At 71.5% G+C, this 13,595-nt stretch carries 13 protein-coding genes; 5 read left to right on the top strand and 8 right to left on the bottom strand.

Features of this window, described 5'->3' with window-relative positions:
* Positions 1–159: 159 nt before the first annotated feature.
* Positions 160–1,485 carry a DUF2079 domain-containing protein gene (locus AB0F52_RS03635; RefSeq protein ID WP_360164146.1) on the bottom strand — a complete coding sequence of 442 codons (1,326 nt, stop codon included), beginning with the start codon at positions 1,483–1,485 and terminating at the stop codon, positions 160–162.
* A 56-nt stretch (positions 1,486–1,541) separates the two neighbouring features.
* Positions 1,542–2,876, bottom strand: a complete 1,335-nt coding sequence (locus AB0F52_RS03630) for a HAMP domain-containing sensor histidine kinase (protein ID WP_360164144.1) — start codon at positions 2,874–2,876, stop codon at positions 1,542–1,544.
* 65 nt (positions 2,877–2,941) lie between these two features.
* On the opposite strand from AB0F52_RS03630, the gene AB0F52_RS03625 reads away from it, so the two are divergent.
* Positions 2,942–3,778 (top strand): maleylpyruvate isomerase family mycothiol-dependent enzyme, encoded by an 837-nt coding sequence (locus AB0F52_RS03625; protein WP_360164142.1) that lies wholly within the window; start codon positions 2,942–2,944, stop codon positions 3,776–3,778.
* 357 nt (positions 3,779–4,135) lie between these two features.
* Here AB0F52_RS03625 and AB0F52_RS03620 read toward each other — a convergent pair whose 3' ends face one another.
* Positions 4,136–5,158: an aldo/keto reductase gene (locus AB0F52_RS03620; protein ID WP_360164140.1), complete on the bottom strand. Its 1,023-nt coding sequence runs from the start codon at positions 5,156–5,158 to the stop codon at positions 4,136–4,138.
* A 116-nt stretch (positions 5,159–5,274) separates the two neighbouring features.
* Here AB0F52_RS03620 and AB0F52_RS03615 point away from each other — a divergent pair, with 116 nt between their 5' ends.
* Positions 5,275–5,844: a TetR/AcrR family transcriptional regulator gene (locus AB0F52_RS03615; RefSeq protein WP_360164138.1), complete on the top strand. Its 570-nt coding sequence runs from the start codon at positions 5,275–5,277 to the stop codon at positions 5,842–5,844.
* Here the strand turns inward: AB0F52_RS03615 and AB0F52_RS03610 are convergent.
* Both AB0F52_RS03610 and AB0F52_RS03605 read right to left on the bottom strand, forming a co-directional pair.
* Positions 5,829–6,431: a dihydrofolate reductase family protein gene (locus AB0F52_RS03610; protein ID WP_360164136.1), complete on the bottom strand. Its 603-nt coding sequence runs from the start codon at positions 6,429–6,431 to the stop codon at positions 5,829–5,831. The two genes, AB0F52_RS03615 and AB0F52_RS03610, sit on opposite strands and share 16 nt — an antisense overlap.
* A 22-nt stretch (positions 6,432–6,453) precedes the next feature.
* Positions 6,454–7,440 (bottom strand): small ribosomal subunit Rsm22 family protein, encoded by a 987-nt coding sequence (locus AB0F52_RS03605; RefSeq protein ID WP_360164134.1) that lies wholly within the window; start codon positions 7,438–7,440, stop codon positions 6,454–6,456.
* Between the two features lie 478 nt (positions 7,441–7,918).
* On the opposite strand from AB0F52_RS03605, the gene AB0F52_RS03600 reads away from it, so the two are divergent.
* The 3 genes from AB0F52_RS03600 to AB0F52_RS03590 are packed head-to-tail and all read left to right on the top strand — an operon-like array spanning position 7,919 to position 10,004.
* Positions 7,919–8,344 (top strand): YciI family protein, encoded by a 426-nt coding sequence (locus AB0F52_RS03600; protein WP_360164132.1) that lies wholly within the window; start codon positions 7,919–7,921, stop codon positions 8,342–8,344.
* A gap of 4 nt (positions 8,345–8,348) precedes the next feature.
* The gene (locus tag AB0F52_RS03595) at positions 8,349–8,699 is read left to right on the top strand and encodes a YciI family protein (RefSeq protein ID WP_360164130.1); all 351 of its coding nucleotides are present in this window, start codon (positions 8,349–8,351) and stop codon (positions 8,697–8,699) included.
* 39 nt (positions 8,700–8,738) lie between these two features.
* Entirely contained in the window at positions 8,739–10,004 is a 1,266-nt protein-coding gene (locus AB0F52_RS03590; RefSeq protein WP_360164128.1) for an RNA polymerase sigma factor, read from the top strand.
* On the opposite strand, the gene AB0F52_RS03585 is transcribed toward AB0F52_RS03590, so the two are convergent.
* The 3 genes from AB0F52_RS03585 to AB0F52_RS03575 are packed head-to-tail and all read right to left on the bottom strand — an operon-like array spanning position 9,994 to position 13,058.
* Positions 9,994–10,551, bottom strand: a complete 558-nt coding sequence (locus AB0F52_RS03585; protein ID WP_360164126.1) for an HD domain-containing protein — start codon at positions 10,549–10,551, stop codon at positions 9,994–9,996. The genes AB0F52_RS03590 and AB0F52_RS03585 overlap by 11 nt on opposite strands.
* A gap of 9 nt (positions 10,552–10,560) precedes the next feature.
* On the bottom strand, positions 10,561–12,249 hold the full coding sequence (locus AB0F52_RS03580; RefSeq protein WP_360164124.1) for an L-lactate permease: 1,689 nt from the start codon (positions 12,247–12,249) through the stop codon (positions 10,561–10,563).
* 26 nt (positions 12,250–12,275) lie between these two features.
* Positions 12,276–13,058 carry an IclR family transcriptional regulator gene (locus AB0F52_RS03575; protein ID WP_034284138.1) on the bottom strand — a complete coding sequence of 261 codons (783 nt, stop codon included), beginning with the start codon at positions 13,056–13,058 and terminating at the stop codon, positions 12,276–12,278.
* Positions 13,059–13,595: the final 537 nt, after the last annotated feature.

The following is a 13,595-nucleotide window of genomic DNA, read 5'->3' as shown; positions in this document are numbered from 1 at the left end:
ACCAAGGCCGCCTTGAGGCGCTTGTGGACGGGCCCAGCGTCACTCGATCGAGTGAAGCCGGGGGCCGCGCGTCATTCCTGGTGCAGGGTTCCCTCTTCCTCGGTGCGGCGGTAACCGGCCGGCACGCCCCCCGACTGGCCGGTTACCGCTGCGAGTTTCCTACTCACGGTGGAGCAGCACGACGGAGTCCGTCCCGTCGACGCGCCGGTACCCCGTGTCCGCCAGTCCCGCCAGCGCCGCGGCCTTCGACGCCAGCGTGGTCGGCCAGGACTGTTCCGGCTGCGCGACGGCCACCCACTCCGGCCGCTCGCCGGTGACGCCGTCGAAGAACAGCACCGTGCAGCGGGACGTCAGCCGCGGTGCCAGCCGGTTGGACGCCAGCACCGTCGCGCCGTCCGGGATCCGCGCCAGGACGGCGTCGATCCCGGCCCGCTGCGCCGGTGTCCAGACGTCGCTGGTCAGGTGGGCCGCTTGCAGGCCGGACGACGCCAGTCCGGCGACCACCGCGCACACCGGCAGGTACCGCTTGAACCCGCCGAACCGGCGGGCGCCGTGCACGCCGGCGATGAACACGATCGGCATCAGCACCGCGCTGTAGTGGTAGCCCATGCCCCAGTAGCGGTCGTTCGCCGAGACCAGCCGCCACAGCAGCGTCGGCACCGCGAGGAGCAGCAGGGGTGACCGCAGGGCCGCGAAGGCCGTCGGCGCCAGCAGGGCCAGCAGCATCGAAACCTTGACGATCGCGCCGCCGAACGGGTTGAAGCCGCTGCCGTGCGCGTACGCGCCTCCCGGGTTCAACGCCGGCAGCACGACCAGGAACAGCAGCGCCGACGTGACGACGCCGAAGACGAGCACCGTCCAGCCGAGCCGCCGCTGCCGGTTGAGCACCAGCACCAGGCCGACGGCCGCGAGCGTCAGCGGCAGGTCCTCCTTGACCAGCACCAGCGGCAGCGCGCACCAGACCGCGGCCCGCCACCGCTCGTGCAGCAGGTGCTCGGCGGCGAAGGCCAGCATCGGAACGGCGAAGCAGACCTCGTGGAAGTCGAAGTTCACCGCCGACAGCAGTCCCCACGACAGCACGTACCCCGCGCCGGCGAGCGCACCCCGGCGGACGCCGAGCAGCCGGATCGCGCAGCGGGTCACCGGCACCGCGGACAGCGCGAACAGCAAGGCCTGCGCGACCAGCAGGCACCCCGGTGACGGCCACAGCAGGTAGCACGGCGCGAGCAGCGCCAGGATCGGGTGGAAGTGGTCGCCCAGCGTCGGGTAGCCCGCGCCGAGCAGGTCCGAGACCGGCCAGTGCCCGTGCGCGTAGGACCGCACCGCCTGTTCGAAGATCCCCAGGTCGAACCCGCTCGCGTCGAACGTCCGCAGCCGCTGCAGCGACCAGGCGGCGTACCCGGCGAAGGCGACCGCGGCGACGACGTAGGGGACTGCGCGGCGTTCGCGGGTGCGCGCCGGAGCCGGTGCGAAGTCGATCAGCATGGCGGGATGCTCGTGCGGCCACGCTGAACAGAAGCTGAAGGAGCCTGAAGAAGACTTCAGGCAAGCGGCAGGCGCAGCTCCAGGCAGGCGCCGGACGTGCTCTCGGCGACGCGCAGCGTGCCGCCGTGCGTCCGCGCGATCTCCGCGGCGATCGCCAGCCCCAGCCCCGAGCCGCCGTCGTCTTCGCGTGCGCGGTCGTCGTCGAGGCGGACGAACCGGTCGAAGACGCGCTCGCGGTGTTCGGCCGGGATGCCGGGGCCGTCGTCCCGGACGGCCAGCACACCCTGGCCGCCGGCCTCGGTGAGCGTGATCGCCACGCGGCCGGCCGCGTGCCGCTCGGCGTTGTCGATGAGGTTGCGCAGCACGCGTTCCAGGCGTCCCCGGTGCCCCTGGACCACCGGGCCGGCGTGGATCTCGGTGCGCACCTCGACGCCGTCACGCGGGAGCCGCGCGGCGACGTGCCCGGTGACGAGGTCCGCCAGCGCGATCCGGGTGGCCCCGGCCGGCTGGTCGGTGTCCAGCTTGCTGAGCAGCAGCAGGTCCCCGGTGAGCGTCTCCATCCGCGAGACGTCCAGCACGGCGTTTTCGCAGCTGCGGCGCCAGTCGAGCCGGTCGGGGTGGGCGAGCTGGACCTCGAGCTGGGTGCGCATCGACGCCAGCGGCGTGCGCAGCTCGTGCGACGCGTCCGCGGTGAACTGGCTCTGCCGCTGCACGGACCGGTCGAGCCGCGCCAGCATCTCGTTCATCGTGACGGCGAGTTCGGTGATCTCGTCGCCGGAGTCGGGCACCGGCACCCGGCGGCCGAGATCGCGCGCGCGAACCCCGTCGACCTCCGCGCGGATGGCCCCGACCGCGCGCAGCGACCGGCGGACGGCGAACCAGGCGACGGCCCCGATGAGCAGCGCAGCCGCGGGCACCGCGCCCCAGAGGAGCTGCTCGGCATTGGCCACCGTCTCGAGGCCGATCGGGTCGAGCGGGGTCTGTGCCTGGACGAAGTACTTCCCGCCTTTGGTCCCGGTGACCGACTGGATGCCGTCGATCGGGAACGGCATCCCCACCACGCAGCCGGGCCCCAGGACCCGCGCCTTCCCGACGACCGTCCCACCCTGGTCCAGGCGCTCCGGGCAGCCGCTGTCCTTCCCCTTGCCGAGGCTGATCTGGTAGCCGCCGTAGTTCAGCTGCCCGGCCACTTCGGTGGGCGACACGCCGGCCTCGAGCAGGCCCGCGATGGCGGCGACCTTTTCGTTGGCGACCCGCACCGCGGCGAGGTCCAGACCGCTGTACAGCGACCGCACGAACCAGTACGACCCGAGGCCGAGCATGACAGCCGACGCGAGGGCGGCGAAGAGGGCGACCCGCCACCGGGTCGACCGGGGCAGGAGCCGGGTCATGCCCCGAAGATAACCGCACCTTCGGAGACTCGGGCCGGTGTGCTCGCGGGTTAACGTCGGAAACCGTGACGGTCGAACAGTGGCACCAGGTGCGCGCGGCCTTGCCCGAGGTCGGCGGCCGGTTCGCGGACCTGCTGACCGGGGTCGGGGACCCGCACGAGCGGGCGCTCGGCGAGTGGTCGATCGCCGAAGCGGCATCGCACGTGGGGATGATCGCGCTGATGTACACGGCGATGATCCGCGGCGACGGCGGCCCGCTGCCGCTGCCGGGTCTCGAAGAGCCGATCGACGCGGCGAGCGTCGACACGATCTCCCGGATGAACGCGCTCGCGCTGGAGCTCTACCCGGAGCGCGACCCGGTCCGGCTGGCCGCGCGGCTGCGTGCGGACATCGCCGAGGTGCTGCTGGTCAGCGCGGACCTCGACCCGGAGAAGCCGGTGTGGTGGCTGGGCGGCTCCCGTGTGCCGGTGGCGGGCGTCCTCGCGCACCTGGTCAACGAAATGCTGATCCACGGCCTCGACATCGCCCACGCCCTCGGGCGGCCGTGGCGCGTCCCCGCGCGGCTCGAGGCGCTGTTCCTGGAGCTGTTCCTGTTCGGCATGGTCCGCAACGACATGGGCCACCTCCTCGACGACGCGAAGCCGTCGCCGCGTCGCATCGCGGTGGAGTTCCGGTCGGCGTACACGAGACCGGCGGTGCTGGCGCTCCAGCACGGAAAGCTGCGCTACGAGGAGCCGGACGGCACCGCGGACGTCCGCCTGCGGTTCGACCCGGCGGTGCTGGTACCGATGATGTTCGGCCGGATTTCCCGCTTCCGCGCGGCTTTACTCGGTGGCGTGCGGATCGGCGGCCCGCGGCCGTGGCTGCTCCCGGCCTTCCTGCGGACGGTCCGGATGCCCTAGCCGTCGCGCGTCGCAAGTTGTTTGACGTTCCGGGCGGCTGGAACCGGCTCGCTCCCCCGAAACCGGCCCGGTCAGTGCGGACTTCCGGCCGCGGCGACGCAGTGAATGACTCATTCACCTCGTCCGACGACATGAATGAGTCATTCATGTCGTCGGGCCAGCCGCCGCCAGGAGACAGTCAACGAACCTCAGACGAGCGACACGAGCCGAGTCTCCCGCGAGCTGGACCGCTTCCTGGCCGAGCGCGGGCCGAGGCTGATCCGGCCGTCCTGCCGCAACCACGACCCGCGCCACCGGCCGACCCACCACCCGATCCCTGACCGCCTACGACCACCGACCCGGTTACGCAATATTCGTTCAGGCCGCGGCGCGCTCGGCGAGCGGGCGGCGGCGCAGGTCCGGGTCGTGCACGGCCGGCGGCTGGTAGTTCTGGTCGAGCGCGCCGATGTTGGTGCCGGGCGGGACGATTTCGTCGATGCGGTCGAGGACGTCGTCGGTGAGCCGGACCTCGACGCCGGCCAGCAGGTCGTCGAGCTGGGGCATGGTCCGCGGACCGAGCAGCGCGCTGGTGACGCCGGGGTGGGCGATGACGAAGGCCATCGCGAGGTGGGTCATCGGCAGGCCCGCTTCGGCGGCCAGCGGAACGAGCTGCTCGACGACGTCGAGCCGGCGTTCGTCGCTGAGGTGCTTGAGCAGGTGGGCCCGGCGCAGGTCGTTCCGCTCGCCCTTGCGGACGCGCCCGGTGAGCAGGCCCTGGCCGAGCGGGCCCCAGATCAGCGTGCCCATGCCGAAGCGCTGGGCCAGCGGCAGCACTTCGCGTTCGACACCGCGGTTGAGGAGGGAGTAGGCGGCCTGCTCGGCGCGGAACCTCGCCAGGCCGCGGTGTTCGGCGACCCACTGGGCCTCGACGATGTCGGACGCGAGGCTCTGGGACGTGCCGATCGCGCGGATCTTGCCGGCACGAAGCAAGTCCGTCAGCGCGGAAAGCGTTTCCTCGACGTCCGTCGCGGGATCGGTGCGGTGCAGCTGGTAGAGGTCGATGTGGTCGACCTGCAGGCGCCGCAGCGAGTTCTCGACGGCGGTGGCGATCCAGCGCCGGGACGCGCCTTGGTGGTGCGGGTCGTCGCCGACCTGGCGGCCGAACTTGGTGGCGAGCACGACGTCGTCGCGGCGGCCTCGCAACGCTTTGCCGACGACCTCTTCGGAGTCGCCGTAGGCGTCGGCGGTGTCGATGAAGTTGATGCCCGCGTCCAGTGCCTTGTGGATCATGCGGGCGGAGTCGTCCGGGTCGGGGTTGCCGAAGGACGTCGCGAACATCATCGCGCCGAGCGCGTACGGGCTGACCTTGATCCCGGTCCGGCCGAGGGTGTGGTAGTGCATGGGTTCTCTCCCGCCGAGGTGCCGGCCGGCGCGGATGCCGTACGCTGGCCGTAAGTGGAAACCTATTCCGGAACTATATGGAAAAGCTTTCCGGTTACGCAACCGAGAGGGGCGAAGTGACCCAGGAGACCCGACGTCGGCGCGCCGACGCCCAGCGCAACGTCGAGGCCTTGATCGAGGCGGCGCGGACGGTCTTCGACACCTCAGGCGTGGACGCCCCGGCCAAGGAGATCACCGACCTCGCCGGAGTCGGCGTCGGCACGCTGTACCGGCACTTCCCGCAGCGCTCGGACCTGGTCAAGGCCGTCGTGCGGACCGGGATCGACGCCGTCGCCGACGCCGGCCCGGAGCTGAGCGCCGCCCACCCGCCGGAGCGGGCGCTTTCGCTCTGGATCGACCGGTTCGTCGAACTCCTCGGGACCAAACGCGGGCTCGCCTCGGCCCTGCACTCGGGCGATCCGGCGTTCGAAGGGCTGCCCGGCTACTTCATGGAGCGGCTGGGTCCCACGCTCACGGCCCTGCTCGACGCGGCGGCCGCCGACGGCGCGATCCGCCGCGACCTCGGCGCCGAGGATCTCCTGTACGCGATCGCGTTGCTGTGCCGGCCCGCACCCGGCCGCGAGCCGGGGCACGGCAGGCGCCTGGTCGCCGTCCTCGTCGACGGCCTCCGCTACGGCGCCGGCTGAACGGCGGCGAGCTGGTTCCGCACGCGGAAGGTCAGGTGCGTCGCGTTCGGCGTCTCGTGCACGGCGGTGCGTTCCAGCCGCACGTGCCGGCCGGTCTCGGCGTCGAACAGCCGGACGCCGGCGCCGAACAGCAGCGGGACGACGTGCAGGCGCAGCTCGTCGACCAGCCCGGCCAGCAGGAACTGCCGCAGGGTCGTGCCGCCGCCCATCAGCATGACGTTGTCGTCGCCCGCCGCGGCTTTCGCTTGCTGCAGCGTGCTTTCGAGGCCGTCGGTGACGAACGTGAACGTCGTCGGGCCCTTGACGACCGGTTCGTGCGGGCGGTTCGTCACCACGAAGACCGGCTTCTTGAACGTGCCGTCGTCACCCCAGGGATCGACACCGACGTCGAACATCGACCGGCCCACGACGAACGCGCCGGTGCCGTCGAACAGCCGGCGCCCGACCTCGGCGTCGGCGTCCGTGCCCTCGAACAACCACCCGTGCAGCAGGTCGCCGTCCTTGCCGAGGCGGTGCTCGGTGCTGGTGTCCGGCCCGGCCACGATGCCGTCCGCCGACATGCTGATCTCCGCGATGACTTTCCCCATGGGCCGTCACCCTGCCAGGGGATCAGGCGGAAGACCAGCCGTCGCCCCACTCGGCGTCCCGGGCCGCGCGGTACCGCGGGCCCTGCTTCTTCGAGACGGCGACGCCGGGTTTCAAGCCGTCCGGCGTGCACAGGTCGAGCGCCACCCAGCCCTTGTGCTTCTTCGGGTGCCGGATGATCCGCGCGTCCGGCCGTTCGGGCACGGCCGGGCTCCGCGACGCGACGACGTAGGCGAATTTCTCGTCCTCGAACCCGAGCGTGCCCGCCTTGAGCTTCCGGTGCAGACCCGACCGGGGGAGCCGCGCGGCGAAGTGGCACCAGTCCTTGCCGGGCACGATCGGGCACGCGGCATCGTGCGGGCACGGCGCGACGACGTGCCGGCCGAGTTCGATCAGCTGCGCGCGGGCGGCGCGGATCCGCTCGTAACCCGCCGGCGTGCCGGGCTCGATCAGCGCGACCGTCCCGGCCTTGGCGGCCAGCCAGCGCACGACGTCGCCCCGGGTGGCCTCCGGCAGCTCACCGAGCACATAGGACAGCGTGACGAGGTCGGCGTCCGGAGCCGGCGCGGCGGGGTCGACGAACCCGCGCCGCCACTCGGAGTCCCGGACGGCGGCCCGCCCGGCACCCGAGGCGAGCCGCTTGCCGAGCCCGATGGCCCCGGCCACCTGCTCGAGCACGGTGCAGCGGGCCAGCGAAGGCCACACGGCCGCGGCAGCCCACACGGCGGCACCGGTACCCCCGCCGACATCGACCTGGGTGCGCGGCTCGAAGCCGGGAGCGCGCAACGCGGCTTCGGCGAGCACAGCGTGAACGGCGGCGTAGGTCGCGGGCATGCGGTAGCCCGCGTACGCGGCGACGTCGGCTTCGGAGCCGAGGATCGGCGAAGTGGCCGCGTCACCTTGGCGGTAGCGCGCGCTGAGCCGGTCGACGGCCTGGGTGAGCCGGGCCACGGGGTGCCGGGTCAGCTCGTCGTCGAGCGCGGAGGAGAGATCGTCGGGGAGTACGGCCACGACGGGCAGATTAGCCGGGGGGCCGCCCTCACCAGGGCTTGGCGTCGCGGTTGCGGGTCCAGCGCCACGCGGCCGCCGCCCCCCCCTGCCGCACCAGCCGGCCGGCCCACGCCATCCGGGGCCGCGGCCACGGCCGGTCTTCGGGGGCCCGCCGGATTTCGACGGCGCGGGGGGTAGCGCCTCCGGACTCGCCGCCGGGAGGTGTCCCACACCGGGAAGCTGAGCTTGCGCGCTCGGACGCGCTGGTCCGCCGGCTGGCGGACGATGTACCGGCGCTTCCCGGTGCCGTGCGCGCACCGCCACGGCACCCTTCCCGCTCTGCCGCAGGCCGGCAGCCTATCGGCGGCCCCTGTCCGGATTGTCCCCCCGACCCGGCCCTGAGCTGCTACTTTTCCCGCGCCAAAACTTTTTCTCGGAAGCTGTCGATCCGGCGCCCGGCCGTTCGACGCGTAGGCAAAGCGAACGAAGGGAGACCGCGATGCGGTTCATGGTGATCGTCAAGTCGAACGAGGACTCCGAGGCGGGCCAGGGCCCCAGCGCCGAGCTGCTGGAGCAGATGGGGAAGTTCAACGAAGAGATGGTCAAGGCCGGCATCCTGCTCGCCGGTGAAGGGCTCACGCCGAGTTCGCAGGGCGCGCGGGTCGTCTTCTCCGGCAGCGAGGAGCCCAAGGTCGTCGACGGTCCGTTCGCCGAGACCAAGGAGCTCGTCGGCGGCTTCTGGATCCTGCAGTGCCGCGACCGCGAAGAGTGCATCGAGTGGATCAAGCGGATGCCCAACCCCGACGGCCAGGCCGGTGAGGTCGAGATCCGCCGCGTCGCCGAGGCGGCCGACTTCGAGAACATGACGCCGGAAGTCGTCGAAATGGAAAGCCGGCTGCGGGCGCAGTCCGCCGGGCAGGCGTGACGCCGTGCGGTTCCTGGTGATCGTGAAGGCGAGCCCCGAATCGGAGGCGGCCGGGTTCGAGCCCAGCGCCGAAGAGCTGACCGAGATGACGAAGTTCAACGAGCGGCTGGCCGCCGAGGGCCGGATCGAACTCGCCGAGGGGCTCACGTCCAGCGCGGACGGCTCGCGCGTCCTGTTCGAAGGTGACGCCGAGCCCAAGGTCATCGACGGCCCGTTCGCCGAGACGAAGGAACTGATCGCGGGGTTCTGGGTGCTCAAGGGCGAGTCCCTCGCCGAGATCGTCGAGCTGATGAAGCAGGTCCCGAACCTCGGCCCGGGGGAGGGAGTGCTGGAGATCCGCCCGATCAGCGAGTAGTGGGTTGCACCGCGGAAGATCACCCTGTCTGATGGCCGGGTGACGGTTGCGGACGCCCGGAGAACGGTCGAGACGGTCTGGCGGATCGAGTCGCCGCGGCTCATCGCGGGCCTGGCCCGGATGGCTCGCGGTGACGTCGGTCTCGCCGAAGAACTGGCGCAGGACGCGCTGGTCGCGGCGCTGGAGCAGTGGCCGGACTCGGGCGTCCCCCGCAACCCCGGCGCGTGGCTGATGACCATCGCCAAGCGCCGCGCGGTCGACCAGTTCCGCCGCAACGAGCGGTACGCCGAGAAGCTCGAGGAAGTCGGCCGCGACCAGCGGCTCGGCGAGGGCGTCCTGCCCGACTTCGACGCCGCGCTCGACGACCACATCGAGGACGACGTCCTGCGCCTGCTGTTCGTCGCCTGCCACCCGGTGCTGAACACGCAGGCGCGGGTCGCGCTGACGCTGCGCATGGTCGGCGGCCTCACCACCGACGAGATCGCGCGCGCCTTCCTGGTCCGCGAATCGACGATCGCCCAGCGGATCGTCCGGGCGAAGAAGGCCCTCACCGCGGCGAAGGTGCCGTTCGAGGTGCCGGAGGGCGACGAGCGCGTCGCGCGGCTTTCGTCTGTGCTCGAAGTCCTCTACCTCGTGTTCAACGAGGGCTACTCGGCCACCCGTGGCGACGACTGGATGCGGCCGGCGCTCTGCGAAGAGGCGATGCGGCTCGGCCGCGTGCTCGCCGGGCTGATGCCGGGCGAGTCGGAGGTCCACGGCCTGGTCGCGCTGATGGAGCTGCAGGCGTCCCGGGCGAAGGCCCGCACCGGCCCGAACGGCGAACCGGTGCTCCTGCTGGACCAGGACCGCTCCCGCTGGGACCGCTTCCTGATCCAGCACGGCCTCGCGGCGCTGACGTTGTCCGAGCAGATCGCCGAGGGCGCGTACGGCCCGTACTCCGCCCAGGCGGCGATCGCGGCCTGCCACGCACGGGCGCGGACGGCCGAGGAGACGGACTGGACCCGCATCGCGGCGCTCTACGAAGGCCTCGGCAAGCTCCAGCCGTCCCCGGTGATCGAGCTGAACCGCGGCGTCGCGGTGGCGATGGCGTACGGACCCGAGGCGGGCTTGGCGGTCGTCGACGCCGTCGCCGGGGAAGCGGCGTTGCAGGATTACCACCTGCTGCCGAGCGTCCGCGGCGACCTGCTGGAGAAACTCGGCCGGCTCGAGGAAGCCGAGCAGGAGTACCGGCGGGCGGCGGAGATGACCGAGAACTCCCGCGAGCGGGAGCTGCTCTTGAACCGCGCGAAGACCGTCAGCCGCTAGCGCCCCGCCACGAAAGCGGCGACAGGGTCATCGCCGCCTCCGCGACCTTCCGGGCCGTCTCCGTCTTGAGGCCCTGCCGTGCCGACTCGATCCATTCGTCGACCGGCCGGACCCCGATGTCCCGGTACTCCAGGGCCTGCAGCAGCATCTCCAGCTTGTCCGCGTCCTTGGCGCACAACGCTTCCGGCGATTCCCGCGTCTCGTACTCGTCGACCGCCGCGCGGACGAGCTCCCGGGAACGCTCGGGCAGCGCGGCCGTCTGGTCGGCGGTGATCTGCCGCGCCTGCGGCTTGCGCAGGTAGTCGTTCGCCGTCAGCGGCAGGTCGCCCGTGCGGGTCTCCTGCGTGTCGTGCCACAGCGCGAGGAACGCCGCCCGCTCCGGGGACGCGCCTTCCTCCGCCGCGATCAGCGCCGCGAGCTGGGCGGCGCGCAGGCTGTGCTCGCCGACCGATTCCGGGTCGCGGACGCCCGCGTGCCACCAGCCCGACCGCCGGACGCGCTTGAGCAGGCCGAGCTCGTAGCCGAAGGACGCCAGTGACTCACTCATCCGCCCAGCCTAGGGCGACGGGATCATCGCCGTCAGGATCGTCGCCTGGAGCAGGGAAATCACCCCGACCACCGCGGTCAGCAGCAGCGACCAGAGGAACGTCTGCCGCAGCAGCGAGCCCTCCTTGCCGCTCTGGCCGATCGCCGTCGCGCCGATCGAGAGGTTCTGCGGCGAGATCATCTTGCCCATCACGCCGCCCGAGGTGTTCGTCGCGCCGGCCAGGATCGGGTTGAGGTTCAGCTGCTGCGCCGAGATCACCTGCATCGGGCCGAACAGGCTGTTCGTCGACGCGTCCGAGCCGGTGAGGAACACGCCCAGCCAGCCGATGTACGCCGAGAACAGCGGGAAGACCACGCCGGTCGTCGCCAGGGCCAGGCCCAGCGTCTGCGTTGCGCCCGAGTAGTTCATCACGAACGCGATCGCCAGGATCATGAAGATCGTCGCCAGTGCCCAGCGCATCTGGTGCAGCGTCTTCCGGTATGTCGTCAGCAGCAGTTTCGGCCGCCCGCCCATCGCGAACCCGGCGATCACGGCCGCGAGCAGGGCGACCGTGCCCGGCGAGAACAGGAAGTCGACGGTCAGGGTCGCCGCGTACGGCGCGTTCTTCGCGGTGATCGGCGGGTGCTGGACCACGTGGTTGTGCAGCCCCGGCCAGGCGAAGATCCAGTCCGCCTTGTGCAGCAGCTTGGTCAGGTCGAGCCAGACGGGGAGGTTCTTGAAGATCGTGCCGATCCGCGACAGGAAGATGGCCAGGATCAGGATGATGTAGGGCATCCACGCGTACAGCGCGCCGCGCTCGGCCTGCGCGGCGCCGAGGCTCTTGGCCGCGGGGGCTTCCTCTCCGTCGAAGCGCCAGACCGTCGCGGGTTGCCAGAACCGGGTCAGGATCCACAGCGCGGCCATCGCGGTGAGCGCGGCGAGGACGTCGACGAGGCTGGCGCTGATGTAGTTGGACGCGACGAACTGCATGGCCGCGAAGGCGAGCCCGGCGGTCAGCACCGCCGGCCACACCTCGAGCATGCGCTTCCAGCCGGCCAGGACGACGACCAGGAACGCGGGGATGATCAGCGCCAGTATCGGCACCTGACGGCCGACCGCCGCCGAGAACAGCTCGGTCGCCTGGTCCTGCTTGAGGTGCATGATCGGCGCGGTCAGCCGGCCGAGCACGATCAGCGGGTTGCCCAGCCCGCCGAACGCGACCGGGGCGGTGTTCGCCAGCAGCGCCAGCACGACGGCCTTGACCGGCGGGAACCCGAGCGCGGCCATCATCGCCGCGGTGATCGCGATCGGCGACCCGCCGCCCGCGACGCCTTCGAGCAGCGCGCCGAAGCTGAACGCGATGAGCAGGGCCTGCAGCCGCCGGTCCTCGCTGAACCCGGCGAGCACGCGCTTGATCGCGTCGAACCGGCCGGTGGCGACGGTGACGTTGTGGAAGTACACGGCGTGGAAGGCGATCCAGGCCACCGACCACACGCCGAACACCACGCCCATCGCTGCGGAGTCGAACGCCAGCGCGGCCGGCATCCGGTAGAGCAGCAGGGCGACGCCGAGCGCGGTGACCAGCGCCAGCGCCGCGGAGAGGTGCGCGGAGAAGCGGATCACGCCGAGCGAAACGAGCAGCACGATGATCGGGAGCGCGGCGAGCAGTGCGGAAACCCACAGCCCGCCCGCCGGCTGGTAGTCCTGGATCCAGGTCACGTCGGCTCCTTTGCCGGGTGGGGTGCTCAGGCCGGGCGGCTCCGGACGTACCCGAGCCGCAGGGACAGGGCGGCGGCGGTCCCGGCCACGGAGGCGCCGAGTTCGTCGAGGCGGCGCAGCACGCGCGGAGCGGGCCCGGCGATGCTGATGGCGGCGATCGGCCGGCCCGAGTGGTCCCGCACGGCGGCGGCGACGCAGCCGACGTCCGGCTCGTTCTCGACCTCGTCGATCGCCCAGCCGCGGCGGCTGGTCTTCGCGAGCTCGTCGAGCAGCCGGTGCGGGTCGATGATGGTCTTGAGGGTGAGGGAATCGAGCTTCATCCGCCGCACGCGTTCGAGCCGGTCACCTTCGGGCAGCGCGGCGAGCCAGGCTTTCCCGAGCGACGTCGCGTGCTGCGGCCGCCGCGTCCCGAGTCGGCACGCGAGGGTGACGGCACTGGCACTGCGTTCGGTGGCGACGTAGACCATGGTGTCGTTGTCGGGAACGGCGAGGTAGGTGGTTTCGCCGGACCGTTCGGCGAGCGACGCGAGGTACCGCGGCGCACACCGGTGCAGATCGGTCGCGGCCATCGCGCGCGCGCCGAGCTCGACGAGCCGGGTGCCGAGCCGCACCCGCCCGGTGACCTGGTCGGCTTCGAGGTACTCGAGGTTCTTCAGGGTGCCGACGATGCGGTAGGCGGCGCTGCGGGAAAGCCCCAGTTGCCGCGCGATCGCATTGGTGGAAATCTCCTGGTGCCGCCCGACGTGCTCCAGCACGGCGAGCCCGCGTTCGAGAGTTCCGCTTTGTTCAAGCCCGCGCTCCGGTCCCACGTTGCCCTCCGTTGGACAGATTCCCGCTCAGCGGTACGCCTTTCCGCTGGCTGGGCTTGGACGGTAACACCTCCGATGTATCTGGGGAAGATCTTGGAATGACTCGCCAACAATGCGAGTAGTTGTGGATGCTAATTGGTTCAACATCCGATGGTTAAGTTTCCTACCTATGGCGGTTGCGCGGCTCTCAGCGGGCGCGATCGACGGGTTCGACGGGGGTTTTGTTCAGAAGTGTGAATGGTTGAGCGGGCATCAACAGGCGGAGCGCAATGTGGACAAACCGGCTCCGGCCGCGTTCTTTCGCCGTTCTTGTCGGTCGGCGTCGATACGCTGGACCCGGGGGGCGCCCCCGCGGGAGCTGGTCCGGAATGGCGGCAGGCGGGTGCTGTTGCCGGGTGGCCGAGCTTCGCCCGGGGTTGAGCCGAGAGTCACCCGAGACCGACCCGGGGGCCGGTTAACGAGGCGAACGCGGCGAGGAAGTACGCGCGATTGAGCTGGCGGTTGCCGGCGCGGCCGGGGATGCTCCCCTCGGTGCGT

The organism is Amycolatopsis sp. NPDC024027 (assembly GCF_040638975.1).
GTDB lineage: Bacteria > Actinomycetota > Actinomycetes > Mycobacteriales > Pseudonocardiaceae > Amycolatopsis.
This window is presented reverse-complemented; position numbering and strand designations above follow the sequence as displayed.

Bases quoted from the DNA above. Each gene is read 5' to 3' on its own strand.
- AB0F52_RS03635 (WP_360164146.1), bottom strand. From the start codon at position 1,485: ATGCTGATCGACTTCGCACCGGCTCCGGCGCGCACCCGCGAACGCCGC.
- AB0F52_RS03630 (WP_360164144.1), bottom strand. From the start codon at position 2,876: ATGACCCGGCTCCTGCCCCGGTCGACCCGGTGGCGGGTCGCCCTCTTC.
- AB0F52_RS03620 (WP_360164140.1), bottom strand. From the start codon at position 5,158: ATGCACTACCACACCCTCGGCCGGACCGGGATCAAGGTCAGCCCGTAC.
- AB0F52_RS03610 (WP_360164136.1), bottom strand. From the start codon at position 6,431: ATGGGGAAAGTCATCGCGGAGATCAGCATGTCGGCGGACGGCATCGTG.
- AB0F52_RS03600 (WP_360164132.1), top strand. From the start codon at position 7,919: ATGCGGTTCATGGTGATCGTCAAGTCGAACGAGGACTCCGAGGCGGGC.
- AB0F52_RS03585 (WP_360164126.1), bottom strand. From the start codon at position 10,551: ATGAGTGAGTCACTGGCGTCCTTCGGCTACGAGCTCGGCCTGCTCAAG.